This is a genomic window from Meiothermus sp. Pnk-1 (genome assembly GCF_003226535.1).
GTDB lineage: Bacteria > Deinococcota > Deinococci > Deinococcales > Thermaceae > Allomeiothermus.
In genome coordinates this window covers 49572-68282 of the sequence record NZ_QKOB01000013.1, presented here as the reverse complement: position 1 = coordinate 68282, position 18711 = coordinate 49572, and the positions used below count along the sequence as shown (strand labels likewise).

Annotated in this window: 17 protein-coding genes; 14 read left to right on the top strand and 3 right to left on the bottom strand. The window is 65.6% G+C overall.

The features are described from left to right. Positions 1-19: 19 nt before the first annotated feature. Positions 20-421 (top strand): YkvA family protein, encoded by a 402-nt coding sequence (locus tag DNA98_RS14430; protein ID WP_110531942.1) that lies wholly within the window; start codon positions 20-22, stop codon positions 419-421. 227 nt (positions 422-648) lie between these two features. Here the strand turns inward: DNA98_RS14430 and DNA98_RS14425 are convergent, their stop codons facing one another. Together DNA98_RS14425 and nagZ are read right to left on the bottom strand one after the other, a co-directional pair. Beyond that, positions 649-1611, bottom strand: coding sequence for a quinone oxidoreductase (locus DNA98_RS14425; RefSeq protein WP_110531940.1), 963 nt, complete (start codon positions 1609-1611; stop codon positions 649-651). A gap of 116 nt (positions 1612-1727) precedes the next feature. Next, positions 1728-3251 carry a beta-N-acetylhexosaminidase gene (gene nagZ, locus DNA98_RS14420; RefSeq protein WP_110531938.1) on the bottom strand — a complete coding sequence of 508 codons (1524 nt, stop codon included), beginning with the start codon at positions 3249-3251 and terminating at the stop codon, positions 1728-1730. Between the two features lie 71 nt (positions 3252-3322). Between nagZ and DNA98_RS14415 the strand changes: the two genes are divergently transcribed. The 12 genes from DNA98_RS14415 to DNA98_RS14360 all read left to right on the top strand — a co-directional run bounded on the left by DNA98_RS14415 (position 3323) and on the right by DNA98_RS14360 (position 15908). After that, positions 3323-4189, top strand: a complete 867-nt coding sequence (locus DNA98_RS14415; protein ID WP_233493232.1) for a MurR/RpiR family transcriptional regulator — start codon at positions 3323-3325, stop codon at positions 4187-4189. Between the two features lie 72 nt (positions 4190-4261). Continuing rightward, complete coding sequence (locus tag DNA98_RS14410; RefSeq protein ID WP_110531934.1) at positions 4262-5506, top strand: sugar ABC transporter substrate-binding protein; 1245 nt, start codon at positions 4262-4264, stop codon at positions 5504-5506. Positions 5507-5562: 56 nt separating this feature from the next. Continuing rightward, on the top strand, positions 5563-6471 hold the full coding sequence (locus DNA98_RS14405; RefSeq protein ID WP_110531932.1) for a carbohydrate ABC transporter permease: 909 nt from the start codon (positions 5563-5565) through the stop codon (positions 6469-6471). Then, positions 6468-7376 (top strand): carbohydrate ABC transporter permease, encoded by a 909-nt coding sequence (locus tag DNA98_RS14400; protein ID WP_110531930.1) that lies wholly within the window; start codon positions 6468-6470, stop codon positions 7374-7376. Before DNA98_RS14405 ends, DNA98_RS14400 begins: the two co-directional genes overlap by 4 nt. Next, positions 7377-8897, top strand: a complete 1521-nt coding sequence (locus DNA98_RS14395) for a DUF4127 family protein (protein ID WP_110531929.1) — start codon at positions 7377-7379, stop codon at positions 8895-8897. Positions 8898-8911: 14 nt separating this feature from the next. After that, entirely contained in the window at positions 8912-10000 is a 1089-nt protein-coding gene (gene nagA / locus DNA98_RS14390) for an N-acetylglucosamine-6-phosphate deacetylase (protein WP_110531927.1), read from the top strand. Positions 10001-10058: 58 nt separating this feature from the next. Further along, positions 10059-11102: an SIS domain-containing protein gene (locus DNA98_RS14385; protein WP_110531925.1), complete on the top strand. Its 1044-nt coding sequence runs from the start codon at positions 10059-10061 to the stop codon at positions 11100-11102. Positions 11103-11112: 10 nt separating this feature from the next. Next, positions 11113-11793 carry an N-acetylmannosamine-6-phosphate 2-epimerase gene (locus DNA98_RS14380; RefSeq protein ID WP_110531923.1) on the top strand — a complete coding sequence of 227 codons (681 nt, stop codon included), beginning with the start codon at positions 11113-11115 and terminating at the stop codon, positions 11791-11793. Further along, positions 11790-12755 carry a BadF/BadG/BcrA/BcrD ATPase family protein gene (locus DNA98_RS14375; RefSeq protein WP_110531921.1) on the top strand — a complete coding sequence of 322 codons (966 nt, stop codon included), beginning with the start codon at positions 11790-11792 and terminating at the stop codon, positions 12753-12755. The genes DNA98_RS14380 and DNA98_RS14375 overlap by 4 nt, the downstream gene beginning before the upstream one ends. A 145-nt stretch (positions 12756-12900) precedes the next feature. Next, the gene (locus DNA98_RS14370) at positions 12901-14163 is read left to right on the top strand and encodes an extracellular solute-binding protein (RefSeq protein ID WP_158531655.1); all 1263 of its coding nucleotides are present in this window, start codon (positions 12901-12903) and stop codon (positions 14161-14163) included. An 18-nt stretch (positions 14164-14181) separates the two neighbouring features. Then, positions 14182-15081 carry a carbohydrate ABC transporter permease gene (locus DNA98_RS14365; protein WP_110531917.1) on the top strand — a complete coding sequence of 300 codons (900 nt, stop codon included), beginning with the start codon at positions 14182-14184 and terminating at the stop codon, positions 15079-15081. Then, entirely contained in the window at positions 15081-15908 is an 828-nt protein-coding gene (locus DNA98_RS14360) for a carbohydrate ABC transporter permease (protein ID WP_110531915.1), read from the top strand. Before DNA98_RS14365 ends, DNA98_RS14360 begins: the two co-directional genes overlap by 1 nt. Here the strand turns inward: DNA98_RS14360 and namA are convergent. Beyond that, on the bottom strand, positions 15905-16966 hold the full coding sequence (namA, locus tag DNA98_RS14355) for an NADPH dehydrogenase NamA (RefSeq protein ID WP_110531913.1): 1062 nt from the start codon (positions 16964-16966) through the stop codon (positions 15905-15907). The two genes, DNA98_RS14360 and namA, sit on opposite strands and share 4 nt — an antisense overlap. Positions 16967-17047: 81 nt before the next feature. On the opposite strand from namA, the gene pgm reads away from it, so the two are divergent. After that, a complete protein-coding gene (gene pgm, locus DNA98_RS14350) occupies positions 17048-18694 on the top strand; it encodes a phosphoglucomutase (alpha-D-glucose-1,6-bisphosphate-dependent) (RefSeq protein ID WP_110531911.1) in 1647 nt (548 codons plus the stop codon). Positions 18695-18711 lie beyond the last annotated feature (17 nt).

Below are 18711 nucleotides of genomic sequence, written 5' to 3'. Positions count from 1 at the left end.
CTCGCCTACAATCAAAGGCGTGGAGACCAAGACCCCCGCAAATGCCCAAGGAGGCTACAGCGACCGCTCTTTCTGGCACAAGCTCCGCCGCTACGCCCGGCTGGCGGGGAAAGAGGTGGTGGAGAAAGCCCTTACCCTCTACTTCACCCTGCAAGACCCCGATACCCCGGTCTGGGCCAAGCGGGTGGTGGTGGGGGCGCTGGCCTACTTCATCATCCCCTTTGATGTGATCACCGATTTGCTACCCTTGGTAGGCTTTACCGATGACCTCGGGGCCTTGCTCACCGCCCTGGCCACGGTGGCGGCTCACGTCAAACCCGGGCACCGACAACGGGCCAAGGAGCAGGCCGAGGCCTGGTTTCCCTCCGAGGTCGTGGACGTGCAAGCCCGGGTCGAGCCGCCCAAAGCTTTGCCGGAGTAGAAAAGCTCGCGGAGGCTTGATGCCCTCTACAGGAGGGCGCCCGATGCGATCACCGGGAGCTCGAGGGGGAATCAGGCCAGAATTGCTTGGAGTGCTTCGCGGAGCAGGTGTTGGTGGAGCTGTCCCAAACCGCCCTGGCCGGACATGACAGGGGGTTGGGGCTAGCCCAAGCGCCGTTTGCGACCGCCTTAACTCCGCCAAATTCGGACTCCCGTCAGCTCGAGGTTTCAAGGGATGAGCAGCACTTTCCCGGTGGTCTGTCGGCCTTGCAGCTTGCGGTGCGCCTCGGCGGCCTGCTCGAGGGGGAACTCCGCCCCGATCCTCACCCGTAGCTTACCCTCGGCGGCCCACTGCATGATCTCGCCCGCCCGCCACTGGAGTTCTTCGCGGGTTTGGGTGTAGTGCCACAGCGAGGGCCGGGTGAGGTAGAGGCCGCCTTTTTGGTTCAGCACCTGGGGGTTGAAGGGCGGCACCGGGCCGCTGGACTGGCCGTAGAGCACCAGCATGCCCCGGATCCGCAAGCTGTTCAAGCTGCCCTCCCAGGTAGCCTGGCCCACCCCGTCGTAGACCACGTCGGCTTTCTTGCCCGCGGTGACCTCCCGGACTTTCTCCTCGAAGCCTTCGTAGGGAAAGACGAAATCAGCCCCGGCCTCCTTGGCCAAAGCCCGTTTTTCTTCGTTGCCGGCGGTGCTGATGACCTTGGCCCCGATCATCTTGGCCATCTGGATCAGCAATAACCCGACCCCACCGGCCCCGGCGTGGACCACACAGGTCTCCCCGGCCCGGAGGGGGTAGGTGCTTTTCACCAGGTAGTGCGCGGTCATGCCCTGGAGCATCAGCGCGGCGGCGATCCGGGCGTCTAGATGGGCAGGAATCTTCACCAGCTTCTCAGCGGGAACCAGCGCGTACTCGGCGTAGGCGCCCTGGACGTTGGCGTAGGCCACCTTGTCGCCGGGCTGGAACTCCGAAACCCCTGGCCCCACCGCCTCTACCGTGCCGGCTCCTTCCTCCCCCACCACGAAGGGCAGGGGCAGGGAGTAAAGCCCCGAGCGCTTATAGGTATCGATAAAGTTGACCCCGATGGCCTCCTGCCGCACCAGCACCTGCCCCTCGCCGGGGGTGGGGGTGGGGATCTCCTCGAGCCCCATGACCTCGGGGCCGCCGGTTTGGTGAACGCGGATGGCTTTCATGGTTAAAAGCTTATTGGGTCGATGGTGGAGAGTCGATAGCCGAACACCGGGCGCCGGAAGAGGTGGGGCGGGCGTCTACCCCTACAGCCGGCGTTTCGCCTTCGACGTTCAGCGCCTCACTCCGCCAGTTCCACCGGCAGCTTGCCCGGGGCCTCGGCGCCGCTGAGGGCTTCGATCAGGGCCTCGAGGGTGGGTTGGCGCCATCCGTAGGTGATGAGGGCGGGCTGTCCCAAGGCCATGACGTGATAGGGGTTCCACAAAGCGACGTGGAGGGCCGGGCGGCCCGAGGAGAAGAGGGCACGGGCGAGCTCGAGCTCTCCAGGTTGGAGGGGCTGCCGGGAAGTGGTCACGTACAGGATGAAATCGGCTTCCTGAAGGGCGGCTTGCAGGCCTTCCCGGATGGCTTCAGGTTTGCTGCGGGGGTAGGCCAGGATCTTTAGCCCCGGGAAGCGCTCCGCCAGGCGGCGGGCTAGTTCTTGAGCGGCGGGGCCATTTTCGTAGGCGCTCTCACCGGGGGCGAGGTCGGGGGCTACAAAGAGGATGCGCTCACCGGGGTGAGGAAGCCGGACTTCGCCGTAGCGGGTAATGCTGCGCCGGGCGGCGGCGGTGAGGATCGCCCGGTCCTCCGCCTCGAGCGTGGAGGAGTAGGGGCGGGGCGTGCCGGGGAAGCGGGCGGTGGCTTGCTCGAGCCTCTGTTGGCTTTTCTCCCACCGCTGGGCGGGGATGGTGCCACCTTCCCGAGCTTGCCGCAGCGCCTCGGCCTGGGTTTGCTGGGTTTCTCTGGATCCCAGGGCCAGCACCAGATCAGCCCCGGCGATGAAGGCCCGCACCGCTGCGGCTTTGGCGTCGGGGCTGAAGTGGGTGATGGCCTTCATGTCCATCGAGTCGGTAACGACCAAGCCGTCGTAACCCCACTCCTCGCGCAATAGCCCGGTGAGGATAGCCTGGGAGAGGGTCGCCGGGTACTCGGGGTCCAAGGCCGGATAGAGGATGTGGGCGGTCATGATGGAGGAAATCCTCGCCTCCACTGCCCGGCGGAAAGGGTAGAACTCCACGGCCTCGAGCTGCTCCCGCGGCTTGCGCACTACCGGCAGCGCCAGGTGAGAGTCCAAAGAGGTGTCGCCGTGGCCGGGAAAGTGCTTGACACAGGCCATCACCCCCGTTCCCTCGAGCCCCCGCGCCCAGGCCAGCCCCAGCTCGGCTACCTTGGCCGGGTCGGAGCCAAAGCTGCGGTCGCCGATCACCGGGTTGCGCGGGTCAGTGTTCACATCGAGCACGGGAGCGTAATCCCAGTTGATCCCCAGGCTGATCAGCCCGCGGCCCACCGCTGCTCCTACCGCTTGGGCTAGGGCGGGATCGCCGGTGGCGCCCATGGCCATCGCCGAGGGGGCTTCGGGTAGGTCGGTGGTGCGCAGGACCGCCCCGCCCTCTTGGTCGATGGCGATGAGGGCTTCCGGGCCCAGGATCTCGCGCAGTTCGGCCACCAGCTGGGCGAGCTGGTGCCGGTTGCGGATGTTCTTGCGAAACAGGCAGACTCCGGCGAAGCCGTAGTGGGCCAGGTGGTGGCGGGTGGCGTCGTCCAGGGTCGGGCCGGGGATATCTACCACCAGGGGGCAGAACTTGGTCGAATATTTTTTCATATCTTTACCTCTTGACAAAAATTTACTTCATCCTCTAGCCTGAGTCCAGTCACAATCCCTTTGGAGAGCCTGTGAGTCGTTCTAAGCAGCGAGACCCTATGCCCGGCGGGGCTCTGATGAGCCTCAGGAGCCTCACCGGGTCGATGACCCCGGCCCTCGAGCGCATCGCCCAGTACGTGTTGCATAACGCCGACCAGGTCATTTACCAAACCGTGATCGAAGTCGCCGACGCAGCGGGCGCGAGCGAGGCCAGCGTGGTGCGCTTTTGCCGCGACTTGGGGTTTCGGGGCTTCCAGGATTTCAAGCTAGCGCTGGCGAGCGACTTGGTGACGAGCCCGGTGATCTTGCCCAAACAGGAAAAACCCACCTCGGCCCAGAGCACTGCCGACTACGTCTACAACACTGCCCGGCAGGTTCTCGACGAGACCCGCCGCTTGATGGATGTGGATCTGCTCGAGGCGGTGGTAGAGCGCATTCTGAAAGCCCGCCGCATCGACTTTTACGGCGTAGGGAACGCAGGAACCACGGCCCAGGACTTTGCCCAAAAGCTCCAGCGGCTGGGCTGTGCGGCCATCGCCTACCCTGATCCCCACTCGGCGGCGGTTTCAGCCGCCACGTTGGGGCCGAAAGACTTGGCCTTTGGCATCTCGGTCTCGGGCTCCTCCATCGACACCGTGAAAGCGCTCAAGCAGGCTAAGCTGGCGGGGGCCTATACCGTAGCGGTGACCCGTGGGGCCCGTAGCCCCATTACCCGCTTCGCCGATGCGGTACTGCTTACCTCGGCGCCGGAGTCCCCCCTTACGCGCGGCTCGATGAGCGCCAAGATCAGCCAGCTGATGATCCTCGATTTTCTCTTTACCCGCACCGCCCTGCGTCACCCCAAAGGCGCAGAACTGCTGAGCAAAACCGCGGCGGCGGTGGCGGATCGGAGTTACTGATGGATTCCGCTTCACCTTATCCTTTGGCCTTTCGGGATTTCCCGTGGCACCCAGAATCCGTAGGAGGAAACTATGGTTAAGCGGTTGCTGGCAGCAGGAGCGATGGCGCTGGGATTGAGCGCTTTTGCTCAGACCCAGATCGAGTTCTGGACCTACTACCTGAGCCCCAACTTCGACAACTACATCAAAAGCACTATCGCCGAGTTCGAGCGGGCCAACCCCACCATCAAGGTCAAGTGGGTGGACAAGCAGGACACCATGGAGCGCGACCTCACCGCCTCCATTGCGCTCGGCAAGGCCCCCGACGTGGTCAACCTGTGGCAAGACTCCACCTTCGCCGCCGCCCAGAACGGCATCCTGCTTCCCATCACCCAGGTGGTCTCGCGCGGCTTGCTCAACCAGCTCTACTATCCCAACGTGTTGGACATTTTCACCGTGGACGGCCAGGTCTACGGCCTGCCCTGGTACGGCTGGCTCGACCAGGGGGTGATGATGTACAACCCCGATCTCTTTGCCAAGGCCGGGGTGGACGTCAAGGGCATAAGGAACACCGACGACCTGCTCGCCGCCTCCGAGAGGATCAAGAAGGCCACCGGGGCCTACGGCTGGTTGCCCCCGGTCAAGGACCCCAACGGTGCGAGCTTCTTGGGCCGCTTTTTCCTCGAGGGCCTCTCCATCTACGACAAGGACGGCAAGGCCAACTTCAACTCCCCGGCGCACGTGGCCCTCTTGCAAAAGTACGTCGACGCCATGAAGAACGACGTGATCCCCCAGGAGCTCTTGCGCAAGGAAGCCTTCCAGCTTTCCAACGAGCTCTACAGCCAAGGTAAGGCTGCCATCATCGTGGGGGCTCCGACCTCGCTGAACCGGGTCAAGGAGGCCAACCCCGACCTCTACAAAAAGACCAAGATCGCCAGTGCTCCTTTGGGTAAGGCCGGGATCCAGACCGGCGGGGCGATGGATCTGGTAATCCCCAAGGCTTCCAAGAACCAAGCCGCGGCGGCCCGCTTTGCCCTGTTCATGACCAACCGCGCCAACCAGGTCAAGTTCGCCAACGTGGTACCCATCGTCTGCACCGCCAAGGGCTGCGAGAGCGACCCCGGCCTCAAGGCCAAGAGCGACGACCCCCTCGAGATCGGCAAGGGGATGAACTCGAGCTCTGGCCGCCTGATCAACCCGGGCTTCAAACCCCCCAAGAACACCGACGACGTCTACAAAAACTTCAACGACAACATCGAGGCCGCCTTCTTGGGTAAGAAAAGCGCCAAGCAGGCCCTCGACGACGCGGTGGCCTTCTGGAACGCCAACGCCAAGTGATAAGGGTTTGGGGCTCGAGGGGATAGGTCTCCTCGAGCCCCCTTGCTGAAGGCCCTATGAAACGCCAAGCCTGGACAACCACCCTCGCAGCCTACGCTTTCCTAGCCCCGGCGTTGGTGCTGATGGGGCTATTCACCTTTTATCCGGTACTCTACGGAGCTTACCTGGGGTTCACCGAGTACACCGCCGCCAACCTGGGCTCGGGGGCGCCGCCCCGTTGGGTGGGCGGGCAGAACTTCGCCCTGGTCTTGCGCGACCCGCTGTTTCAGACCGGGATTGTGAACTCGCTCAAATACTTGCTGGTGGTGCCGGTTTTGCAGATCGCTTCCTTGGCGGTGGCGGTGTTGGTGAACCGAAAGCTGCCCTTCATAGCCTTGTTCCGCGCGGGCTACTACATCCCGGTCATTACCTCGATCTCGCTGGCGGCGGTGATGTGGGAGTGGGTTTTCCAGAAGGACGGCTTGCTCAACTGGTCGCTGCGGCTAGTTGGCTTTTTCAACCAGGGTGGGCAGTTCAACTGGCTCTTGAACGAGCACACGGCCCTTTGGGCGATCATGCTGGTGACCTTCTGGCGCGGCTTTGGCTACTACATGGTGCTCTATTTGGCCGGGCTGCAGGCCATCCCCGGCGAGCTCGAGGAGGCCGCCACCCTCGACGGGGCCAGCCCTTGGCAGCGTTTTTGGCGGATCACCGTCCCGCTGATGCGCCCCACCCTCCTCTTGTGCAGCCTGCTCTCGACCATCGCAGCGATCCGGGTGCTCGAGGAGATTCTGGTCTTTACCGGGGGCACCGGCGGCCCGCTCAACAGCACCTACACCGCCTTGCTCTACGTCTACAACAAGAGCCTGGGGCTGGACTTCAACTACGGGGTGGCCAGCGCGGCGGGGCTGCTCATCGCATTGGTAGGCTTCGGGCTCAGCTACCTTAACTTTCGCATCACCCGCGAGGATCGAGGAGAGCGATGAACGAACGAGGAGGCTTCCCGACCACCCTCCACGCCCGAGCAGAGGCCGCGGGGCTGCGCCGCCGGGCGGCGTGGCGCAAAGGGGTGGGCTTCGCTTTGACCTACCTGATCCTGCTGGCCATCCTGGCCTTTGCGGTTTTCCCTTTCCTGTGGACCCTGGCGATCTCCCTCACCGACAAAAAAGCAGCCGGGATCAGCATCTACGACCTTCCCCGTAGCCTCTTCCCGCCCGCCGTCACCCTGGGCAACTTCGTCGAGGTCTTCGAAAAGCTCAAGCTGGGCAAGTATTTGCTAAACTCGCTGATCATCACCGGGCTCACCGTGGCGGGAACCCTGATCGTCTCGGCCCTGGCCGCTTATCCGCTGGCCCGGCTGCGCTTTCCCGGGAAGAACCTCATCTTCGCTGCGATCCTCTCCACCTTGGTCTTGCCCACCGAGACCTCGTTTATCGTCAACGTGTTGACCCTCAACAAGCTGCACCTGCTGGGCACCTACTGGGGGGTGGTGCTGCCCACGGTGGCAACCGCCTTCGGCATCTTTCTCATGCGCCAGGCCTACCTAGCCATCCCCGGTACCCTTCTGGAGGCCGCCCGGATTGACGGGGCCAGCGAGACGCAGATCCTATGGCGGATCATGATTCCGCTCTCGAGGCCCTCGCTCACCGCTTTGGGCATCTTTACCCTGGTCAGTACCTGGAACGCTTATTTTTGGCCCTCGGTAGCCTTGCTCACCAACGAGGAGTTGTTGCCGCTGTCGGTGGCGATCCTCAAGCTCAAGGGACAGTTCAACTACGACACCTTCAACGTAGCGGCAGGGGCTGTGCTGATGATGATCCCGGTGCTGCTGGTCTTCCTCCTGGCCCAGCGGCTTTTTATGCGCGGGCTCGAGGGGGCGGTAAAGGGGTAGATGAAGCGCGTACTGCTCCTGCCCTGTGACACCCGCCCCCCCACCCTCGAGCTGCCCCACCAGCTCGCGCGGGTGGCCGGCCTCGAGCTGCTCTCGCCCCCCCTGGAGATCCTCAACCACCTAAACCGCCCTGGCGACACCGCCGGGATCGCCGAATGGCTGCGCGAGCACGCCCCTGCCGCCGACGTGGCCCTCGTCACCCTCGAGACCCTCACCCTGGGCGGCATGATCCCGGCCCGCCGGGTCTCGGACCCGCTCGAGGCGGCGCTGGGGCGGCTGGAGGTGCTGCGCGAGGTGAAGCGGGACCACCCCCGGCTGCGCCTGCTGGCCTACGGCGTGATCGTGCGGGTGGCCCACGACGACGATCCGCTGGAGGAGAAGCCCTACTACGGCCGGTGGGGTGCGGCGCTGCGCCGGGTGTCGGAGTGGACCGACCGGGTGGAGCGGGGCGCGGATCGCTCGGAACTCGAGGCCGCGATTTCCGCAGTCCCAAGGGAGATTCTGGAGGACTGGCTCGCCACCCGCGAGCGCAACCACGCCCTGCACCAGGCGGCCATCGGCCTGCTGCAGGAGGGGGTGCTCGAGCACCTGTGCCTGACCCTGGACGACACCACTCCGTATGGTCTAGCGGCCAGGGATCGGCGGCGTTTGGAAGCCCGGATCGACGAGCTGAACCTGTGGCCGAAGGCCGACGTGTACCCCGGCGCCGACGAGGTGGCGGCGGTGCTGCTGGCGCGGGCTCTGGTCAACGCCTCGGGCCGCAAGCCCCGCATCTGGGTGCGCTACCCCTCGGCCCTGGCCCCTCACAGCGTGATGCTCTACGAGGACCGCGTGCTGGGCGAGTTGGTCAAGGCCCACCTGCGGGCGGCGGGCTGCGTGGCGGCCTCGAGCCCCGAGGCCGCCGACCTGATCCTGGCCGTCAACGCCCCTTCCCACCGGCAGGCCCACCGCCAGCCCAACCTCGAGGCGGTGGACACCGCCAACCGCCACCTGCCCGAGTTCGTGGGGTGCATCGCCGAAGACCTGGCCGCAGGCCGCCGGGTCACCGTGGCCGACGTGGCCTATGCCAACGGGGCCGAGGAGCGCTTCACCCGGCTGCTGCTGGATGCCGTGGACGTGACCCGCCTGGCCGGGTACGCCGCCTGGAACACGGCGGGGAACACGCTGGGCAGCGCCATCGCCTCTGGGGTTTGCTCCCTCTACGGGAGCGACCCCCTGGCCCTGGCCGAGGCTCACCTCTCGCGGCTCGTCGATGACTGGCTCTACCAAGGCCGGGTACGCGGCGAGGTGCGCGAAGCGCTCGGTGACCCCAGCCCCTTCGACTTGGGCGAGCTCAAGCCCCGCGCCGAGGCCCTGGTCGAGGCCCGCATGGCCCCCCTGGTCGAGGAGCTGTGGGCGTGGCACTTCGCCCCACGGCTGCCGGGGGTGCGGCTCGAGCGCGGGCCAGCCAGGCTAGCCTGGCCCCGCTTGTTCACCGGGGTGTTCCCCCTGCGCCTGGTGCGGGAGGGGCGCGTAATCTAAATGCAGGAGGTCTAATGGAACTTTCCGGAACCGTCATCACCCCCCAGGGCCCTGTGGCCGGACGCCTCAGCTTCGGCGAGCGCGTCGAGGGGCTCGAGCCCATGGCCACCGCGCCGGAACCCCGGCGCTTTATCTTGCCTGGGTTCATTGACCTACACGTTCACGGCGGCGGCGGAGCGGACACGATGGAAGGCGAGGCGGCCGTTCGACAACTGGCCCGTTTTCACGCCCAGCACGGCACCACCACCCTGCTCGCCACCACCGTCACGGCCCCGGTGGAGGAGATTGAGGCGGCTTTACGAGGGGCTCGAGCGGTGGTCGAAAGGCCCGCTGTGGACGAGGCCCAGGTGGTGGGAGTACACCTGGAGGGCCCGTTTATCAGCCCCCGGAAGCTAGGGGCCCAGCCACCCTATCCGCTTCTGCCCGACCTCGAGCTCGTGCAGCGCTTTTGCGCACTGGCCCCGATCCGCATCGTCACCCTGGCCGCTGAGCTGCCGGGGGCGCTCGAGCTCATCCGCTGGCTTGCAGGGCGGGGGGTGCGGGTGCAGCAGGGCCATACCACCGCCACCTACGCCGAAGCCCTGGCCGCTTTCGAGGCGGGGGCCAGGGGCTTTACCCACCTCTTCAACGCCATGACTCCGCTGGTCCAGCGTGAGCCGGGGGTGGTGGGGCTGAGCCTCGAGCGGGCTCGCTATGCCGAGGTCATCGGCGACGGATTGCACGTTCATCCGGCGGTGCTGCGGGGCGTGTTGCGGGCCATCCCGGGGCTGTACGTGGTCACCGACGCGGTGGCCGCCGCCGGGATGCCCGAGGGGGAGTATCGCATGGGTCGTCACGCGGTCTACCGCAAGGGCGAGGGGGTCTACCTCGCCGACGGCGCCTTGGCCGGGAGCTCTCTTACCCTAGACCGCGCCCTGCGCAACCTGGTGGGTTGGGGCCTGCCCCTGGAAGAGGCGGCCCAGCGGGTCTCTACCCTGGCTGCCGAGTACCTGGGCCTCGAGGATCGGGGCCGCATCGCGGTGGGGGCTCGGGCCGACCTGGTGGTGTTGAACGCGGGGCTCGAGGTCGAGGAGGTCTACATCCGCGGGGAGCGGGTGCGTTGAGCCGGCACCGCATCTTGCGTTCGGCGTATGGCGTGAGCGCAGCAAACGGAGAAAGCCCATGAACGTTAGCGAAACCAAGATGTACCGCGAAGCCTTACAAGCGCCCACGGTGGTGGAGCGTCTATTGCGCGAGAACCGCAGCGAGGTGGAGAGCCTGGCTGGCTTCCTGCGCCGTAACCCCCCGCCCTTTGCTCTCACCGTGGCTCGGGGTAGCTCCGACCACGCTGCCCTCTACGGCAAGTACTTGATCGAAAGCCTGTTGGGGCTGGTCTGCTCGAGCGCCATCCCCTCTGCCACCACCGTCTACGGCGCCCACCTGAGCCTCCATAAGGCCCTGCTGTTGGCGGTGTCGCAATCGGGAGAGAGCCCCGACCTGATCGAGGTAGCCCGCCAGGCCCGGCGCGGGGGAGCCCTTACCGTGGCCTTGGTGAACCAAGAATCCTCGCCGCTGGCTCGCTCGTGCGAGGTGGTGCTGCCCCTGTGGGCCGGAGTCGAGGAGGCGGTGGCCGCTACCAAAAGCTACCTGGCCGCCTTGGCCGCCTTGGCCCAACTGGTGGCGTATTGGCGCGACGATAGGGAGCTGCAAAGCGCGCTCAGCCAACTCCCCGAGGCCCTATACCAGGCTGCTGAGGCGGACTGGAGCGCGGGGCTCGAGGTCTTGAGCGAAACCGACAACACCCTGGTGGTCGGACGAGGCTATGCTTTCGCAGTAGCCAACGAGCTAGCCCTCAAACTCAAGGAGACCAGCGCCCTCCACGCCGAAGCCCTCTCGGGAGCCGAACTCCTGCACGGCCCGGTGGCCCTGGTAGAGCCGGGATTCCCGCTGCTGGCGCTTTTGCCCAAGGACAAGCCCCTGCCTGGCATGCTAAGCCTGTTGGAGAACCTGCGCGGGAAGGGGGCCCACCTGCTGGTGGCTTCCTCCGAGGCGGACGCCCTGGAGTTCGCCCACACCCCCATGCCGCTGTCCGTCCGGTTACATCCGGTCTTGGATTCGGTGCTTATCGCTCAGGCTTTTTACCCTTTCGCCGCCCGGCTGGCGGTGGCCCGAGGCCACAACCCCGACGCTCCCCGCAACCTCTCGAAGGTCACCCGGACACGCTGATGAGGTCGCGATGCACCCTACGGTAGCCAAACTGCAGCACAAGCTGATCGTCTCCTGCCAGGCGAGGGCCGGTAGCCCCCTGTACGGCCCCCGCTTTATGGCGGCGATGGCCAAGGCCGCCGAGAGGGGCGGGGCAGGGGGGATACGGGCTAACGGGGCGGAGGACATCCGGGCCATCCGGGCCGTCACCCAACTCCCCATCATCGGAATTGACAAACGCCTGGACCCGCAGGGGAACGTGATCATCACCCCGGACCTGGAGTCCGCCCGCCGGGTCGTGGAGGCCGGGGCCGACTTGGTGGCCCTTTCCTGTGCTTTTTACCAACGGCTCAACCTTCCTGAGCTGCACGCCCTCATCCGGGAGATTCAAGCCGAGCTGGGGGTGCCGGTGATGGCCGACTGCTCCACGCTCGAGGAGGGGTTGTGGGCCGCCGAAGCCGGGGCCGACCTGCTGGCGAGCACCCTCTCGGGTTACACCCCCGCCACGCAAGGGCTAGGCCAAGGGCCAGATCTGGAGCTGGTAGCCCTCCTCGCCCGGCAGACCTCGGTTCCGGTGGTGGCAGAAGGGCGCATCTGGACCCCCCAGGAGGCCAGGGCCGCCCTCGAGGCCGGGGCGTATGCGGTGGTGGTCGGCACGGCCATCACCAACCCCACCGAGATCACCCGCCGCTTTGTAGAGGCGTTGCCGTGACGTTTGTTTTAGGAATCGACGGGGGACAGACCTCCACCCGGGCGGCGGTGGCTGACCTCCAGGGCCGGGTGTTGGCCCGAGCCCAGGCCGGGCCTTGGGATGACCTCTCCACCGAAGAAAAGCGCCAGCGCTGCCGGGGGGTGTTGGAGGAGCTGCTGCGGCAGATCGGCGCGCAGCTTCCGCTGGGGGCGATCCGCCACGCCGCCTTGGGCCTGACCGGGGCACAGCGAGGCCCTTCCGCCGTCGAGTCCTGGATGCGGGAACGCTTGCCCGGTGTGGTGAGCCTGGCTATTCACCACGACACCCAGAGCAATTTCCGGGGGGCCGACCCTTACGGCAACCCCGGGGTGTTGGTGATCGCCGGGGGCGGCTCGATCGCCTGGGGGCTAGATGGGGCGGGGCGGGAGGCCTTCGCAGGGGGCTATGGCTACCTTTTGGGCGACGCGGGAAGCGGTTATGAACTAGGGCGGCAGGCGGTGCGGGCGGTGCTCGAGGCCTCCCAACGGCTGGCCCCGGATACCCGGCTGACCCAGGCCCTGCTGGCCCACCTCGGCCTGGGCCAGCCCTGGGATTTGCGCCTGGCCTTTTACGATGGTCGTCTGGAGCGCCAGCGGGTGGCGGGGCTGTTGCCGGTGGTGGCCCGGGTCGCGGGGGAGGGCGATAGGATGGCGCAGCACATCCTGAGGGAAGGGGGAGCGGCGCTAGCGGGGCTGGCGGGGGCCGTTATGCGCCAGCTGGAGTTCTGGGACCCGCCGGTATACCCCACCGGGGGGGTCTTCCGGGTGGATGTGCTGCGGGAGGCGTTTATCCAAGCGCTTGCTCGGCTGGCCCCTAAGGCGGAGGTGCGGCTTCCCCGGCTCGAGCCCTTAGGGGGTGCCTTGGTGCTGGCGCTGGAACAGGCCGGACCGATTCATCCGGGTCAGATCGCCAGCCTCGAGGGCGCGTTGGGTTACGATACCTGAGCCGCTCGAAAAGTTGCGCGACCGTGCCCAGGTTCTTCCGTGGCCTCCTACCGGCCTTGGGTTCACAGACCACTTGAATACCAAAGCCATACCTTCGTATACTAACCTGGCTCAACAATCCAACGCAGGGGGCTAGGATATGCGAATGGCCTTACGAACACTTAGCAAAGCATTAGCGGTGGGGATGGTTTTTCTAATCCCGGGGACGACCCTGGCCCAGCAGGTCACGCTCAGCTTCTGGAGTTGGCGGGTCGAAGACAAGGAGTTCTACGACGATATCGCCAAGCAGTTCGAGAAGCAGACCGGGATCAAGGTAGTCTTCACCCCGTACAAAAACACCGAGTACAACACCATCCTTTCCTCGGCGCTGGCTGCGGGGAGTGGCCCTGACATCATCCACACCCGAGCCTACGGAGGGTTGGCCCAACTCGCGGACGCGGGCTACTTACTGCCCATTGACGCCAAGCAAGTACCCAACCTGAGCAAGTTTCCCTCGAGCCTCCTCAACGCCGCCCGTGGTTTCAAGGACGACACCCGCAAGAAGATCTACGGGGTGCCCTTCGCCACCCAGAGCCTGGGCTTCTTCTACAACAAAGACCTCCTGAGCCGGGCGGGGATCAAAGAGTTGCCGGAGACCTGGCCGGAGTTCAAGGCTGCGCTGGCCAAGATCAAAGCCGCTGGGATCGTTCCCCTGGCCAACGGTCCCAAAGACGGGGTCAGCCTCGAGCAGATCTTCGGGGTGATCGGACCCATGTTCTATGGCGGCACCGATTACTTCCGCGACGTGACCTCGGGAAAGAAAACCTTTGTGGACGAAGGCTTTATCAAAGCCCTGGAGGAGACCGCCGCGCTCAAGGAGTTCTTCCCACCCAACTACGCGGGCATCGGTTACCCCGAAGGCCGTACCCTCTTCACCAACGGCGGGGCCGCTTTCTTCGTGACCGGCGGCTTCGACATCGCCTTCTTCCGCGAGAACAACCCCAAGCTCAACTTTGGCTTTATGCCCGCCCCGCCCCTCACCCGCGGGGGCCGCACCTACGTCCCGACCTTTGCCGACGGGAACTACTCGATCAACGCCAAGACCAAGTACCCCGAGGCGGCCATCAAGTTCCTCAACTTCCTCTCCACCCCGGAGTTCGGCCAGCAGTTTACCGAGCGGCTAGCCCAGGCCTCGGCGATACCGGGGACCAAAGCCAAGGACCCGGTGCTGGCCGAGATCATCGAGCAGACCGGCTACTACGGCACCCCTTTCTTGACCCTGGTGGGCTTCCGTTACGCTACCCCTACCGGCACCGAACTCATTCGCAGCGGCCTGCAAAGGATGATCCTGGGCCAAGCCACGGGCCGCCAGGTCGCCGAGGAGATGACCAAGGGCGTGGCCACGTGGTTCAAACCATTCCAAAAGTAGCCGACCTCCAGCCGGTCTATGCGCTTTCAACGGAACTTATGGCTGACCATCTTCCTGGCCCCGGCGCTTTTGCTGATGCTGGTCTTCACGGTCTGGCCGGCCCTCAACGCCTTGAGCTTTAGCCTGTACTCCTGGACCAGCTTCAACCGCGAGGGGTTTGTGGGGCTCGAGAACTTCCGCAAGCTCTTGAGCTTTCCCTTTCGCGAGGCCTTCCTCCGGGCTTTCTCCCACAACCTCTCGGCGTTTGTCGGGCTGATGGTGATCCAGAACGGGGTGGGGTTGCTGCTGGCTTACGCCTTATGGCGGCAACTGCCCCTATTTAGGTTCTTCCGGGTTACGGTGTTTTTGCCGGTGATTCTCTCGCTGGTGGTGGTGGGCTTTTTGTGGCTTCTCTTTCTCGACCCCCTGGTCGGTCCCATCACCAAGATGGCCAACGCCTTGGGGGTGGCGAGCTTCGCCCCGTTGGGGGACCCCAAGTACGCCCTTTTGACCTTAATTCTGGTGAACGCCTGGCGCTGGGTGGGCTTTCCCACCCTGGTGTTTTTGGCCGGATTGAACAGTATCCCCGAGGAGTACTACGAGGCCGCCCGCCTCGATGGGGCCACCGAGGGGCAGGTCTTCCGCCAGGTGATGCTCCCCCTCTTGGCTCCGGCTTTCACCATCGTCGTGATCCTGACCTTTATCGGGGCCATGGAGTGGTTCGAGTTGCCTTATGTGATGGCTGGGGTGAGCGGGAACCCCGGTGGGGCCACCGACACCTTGGGTTTGATGTTTTATCGGCTGGCCTTCGGAGCAGCCTCTGAAGCCACCTCCAATGTGGGGGTGGCCTCGGCCATCAGCGTGGTGCTCTTTGTGATCGTAGGGGCAGGGTCGGCGCTAGGCTCGCTCTACCTGCGCCGCCGGGAGGTGGAGGGCTGATGCGCCGTTTGAGCTTTGCCGATGCTCTATTGCTCGGGGCGCTTGGCCTGAATGCTTTGGGGGTGATCCTCCCGTTGGCCCTGATGCTGATCTCGGCCCTAAAGCCTACCGCGGAGATCTTCGCTTCGCCCTTTGCCTTGCCCAAGGTATGGAGCCTGGAGAACTTCGCCAAGGTTTGGGAGTCGGGCCGCTTCGACCTGTACTTTCGTAACTCGGTCTTCATCACCCTGGGGGCCGAGCTTCTAATCCTGGTCTTTAGCGCGATGGCCGCTTACGCCCTGGGGCGCTTTCGCTTCGGGCTCAACAACCTGCTGTACGTGGTCTTTCTGATAGGCCTGCTGTTCCCGGCCAAGCTGGTGCTGGTGCCGCTTTTCGTCCAACTCAAGCAGATGGGCCTCCTGGACTCGCACCTGGGGCTCATCCTGGTCTACGCAGCGGGGGGTGTTCCGGCAGCGGTCTTCATCCTCACCGGTTTTTTCCGCTCGCTCCCCGCCGACCTCGAGAGCGCCGCGCGGATCGACGGGGCTAGCGAGTGGCAGGTGTTTGCGCGGATCATGCTGCCTTTGGTACGGCCTCAGCTCGCCATCGTGGCCATCTACACCGCCATCCCCATCTGGAACGACTTCCTGCTGCCGCTGGCTTTTCTGCAAAATCCCGCCCTCAAGACCGTCCCCCAGGGCCTATCGGTCTTCTTTGGAGAGTTCGCCACCGACTACGGGCCGCTCTTCGCTGGGCTTACGCTGGCTGCGTTGCCGCTGATCCTCTTGTATTTGCTCCTCTCCGAGCAGTTCATCAAGGGGCTCACCGCCGGGGCCACCAAGGGCTAGCCGGGAAAGGCCCGGTCGTACTGGCGTGGCCAGACCTTTTCGGCTCCCAGCGCCCGCGCGGCCCGGTAGGCCCAGTAGGGTTCGGCCAGGAGGGCTCGAGCCAAAAACACCACATCGGCCTGTCCCTCGCGGAGAATGGCCTCGGCCTGCAGAGGGTCGGTGATGAGGCCCACTGCTCCGGTTTTGAGGCTGGCCTCGCGCCGGACCTTCTCTGCAAAAGGTACCTGATACCCCGGCCCCAGCGGGATCTTCACCCCGGGAACGATCCCACCCGAGGAGCAGTCGAGCAGGTCTACCCCGCGCTTCGCCAGTTCTCGAGCCAAGGCCACCGTGTCTTCGACGCTCCACCCGCCTTCCACCCAGTCGGTCGCCGAGACCCGCACCAGAAGAGGAAGCTCCTCCGGCCAGACTTCGCGCACCGCCTCCACCACCTCGAGCGGGAAGCGCATACGGTTTTCCCGGCTCCCGCCGTACTGGTCGGTGCGGTGGTTGGAGAGGGGCGAGAGGAAGGAATGCAGCAAGTAGCCGTGGGCCATGTGCAGCTCAATCACCTGGAAACCGCCCTCCCAGGCCCGCCTTGCAGCCTGCTGGAAAGCGTTTTTGACCTCCTCGAGCCCCGCTTCGTCCAACTCCTCCGGAACCGGCCAGCCCGCTTGAAAGGCCAGCGCGCTAGGGGCCACCGGGGTCCAGGCATAAAGGGGCTTTCCTCCCTCCCAGGGGCGTGTGGTTCCGGCTTTGCGCCCGGCGTGGGCGAGCTGGATCCCGGCCACCGCCCCATGAGCCCTGATCTTGGCCGCCAGCTCCCGCAACCCCGGGAGGTGGGCGTCCGACCAGATGCCCAGGTCCTCCGGGCTGATTCGCCCCCGCGCCTCCACCGCGGTGGCCTCCACTATGATCAGCCCCACCCCGCCCACCGCTCGGGTGGGGTAGTGGAGGAGGTGCCAGCCGTTTACCTGGCCGTCTTGCTCTTCGCAGGAGTACTGGCACATGGGGGACATGGCGATGCGGTTTTTCAGCGTGACCGAACGAAGCTCGAGCGGCTCGAACAGCAAACTCATAGGCCGGATTGTAGAGGGCGTAGGGAAGAGCGAAGGTGCTCTTAGGGGCAAATTTGGGTAAGCTCTTCTCAAGGAGGCCCTATGTCGCTGCACCCTTTGGCTGGAAAGCCTGCCCCACAGGACATTTTGGCCAATATTCCGCGCCTGATGACCAGCTATTACACCCTCCGGCCCGACCCCGCCGACCCTTTGCAGCGGGTAGCCTTCGGCACCAGCGGGCACCGGGGAACCTCCGCCCACCGCACCTTCAACGAGGCCCATATCCTGGCCATCGCCCAGGCCGTAGCCGAGTACCGCGCCCAGCAGGGCATCAGCGGGCCGCTGTACATGGGCATGGACAGCCACGCCCTCAGCGAAGCCGCCTGGGCGAGCGCCTTAGAGGTCCTGGTGGCTAACGGCGTCCATGTGCGCGTTGAGAAGGGTCGCGGCTATACCCCCACCCCCCTGGTCTCCCACGCCATCCTCTCCTACAACAAAGGCCGCCGCGAGGGCCTGGCCGACGGCATCGTGATCACCCCCAGCCACAACCCGCCCCAGGACGGGGGGTTCAAGTACAACCCCCCCTCCGGCGGCCCCGCCGATACCGGCGTGACCGGGGCCATCCAGGAGCGGGCCAACGCCCTCCTGGCCGAGGGCCTCAAGGGAGTCAAGCGCATCCCGCTCGAGCGCGCCCTGCAAGCCGTCGAAGAGTTCGACTTCGTCACCCCTTACGTGAGCGAGCTCGGCCAGATCCTCGACCTCGCCGCCATCAAGGCCGCGGGCGTGCGCATCGGGGTGGACCCGCTGGGTGGGGCTTCGCTGGCGACCTGGCAGCGCATCGCCGAGCACTACGGCCTCGAGCTCACCGTGGTCAACCAGCGCATCGACCCCGCCTTTGCCTTCATGAGTGTGGACAGGGACGGCAAGATCCGCATGGACTGCTCGAGCCCCTACGCCATGGCCTCGCTGATCTCCCTCAAGGAGCGCTTCGACGTGGCCGTGGGCAACGACCCCGACGCCGACCGCCACGGCATCGTGACCCGCGATGGGTTGATGAACCCCAACCACTACCTCGCCGTCGCCATCCACTACCTCTACCAGCACCGCCCGCAGTGGCCCGCCCGCCTGGGCATTGGCAAGACCCTGGTTTCCAGCAGCATGATCGACCGGGTAGCCCAGGCGCTGGGGCGTCCCCTGGTCGAGGTGCCGGTGGGCTTCAAGTACTTTGTGGATGGGCTCCTGAACGGAACCTTGGGCTTTGGCGGAGAGGAGAGTGCCGGGGCGAGCTTCGTGCGCATGGACGGCTCGGCCTGGAGCACCGACAAGGATGGGATCATCCTGGGGCTCTTGGCGGCGGAAATTCTGGCCAAAACCGGTAAGTCGCCCAGCGAGCACTACCGTGGGCTCGAGGCCCGCTTCGGCGCTTCGGCCTACAGCCGCATGGACGCCCCCGCCACCCCGGCCCAGAAGAAGGTGCTCGCCAACCTTAGCCCCGAGATGGTCGCCGCCACCGAGCTGGCCGGAGAGCCCATCCTGGCCAAGCTCACCCGCGCCCCCGGCAACGGCGAGCCCATCGGCGGCCTCAAGGTGGTCACCCAGAACGCCTGGTTCGCCGCCCGCCCCTCGGGCACCGAGGACGTGTACAAGATCTACGCCGAGAGCTTCCGGGGGGCGGAGCACCTCGAGCAGGTGATGCGGGAGGCCAGAGAAGTGGTGAACGGAGCCTTCCGCTCGGCAGGGGTGCTGTGAGGGGATGCCGGCGGCTG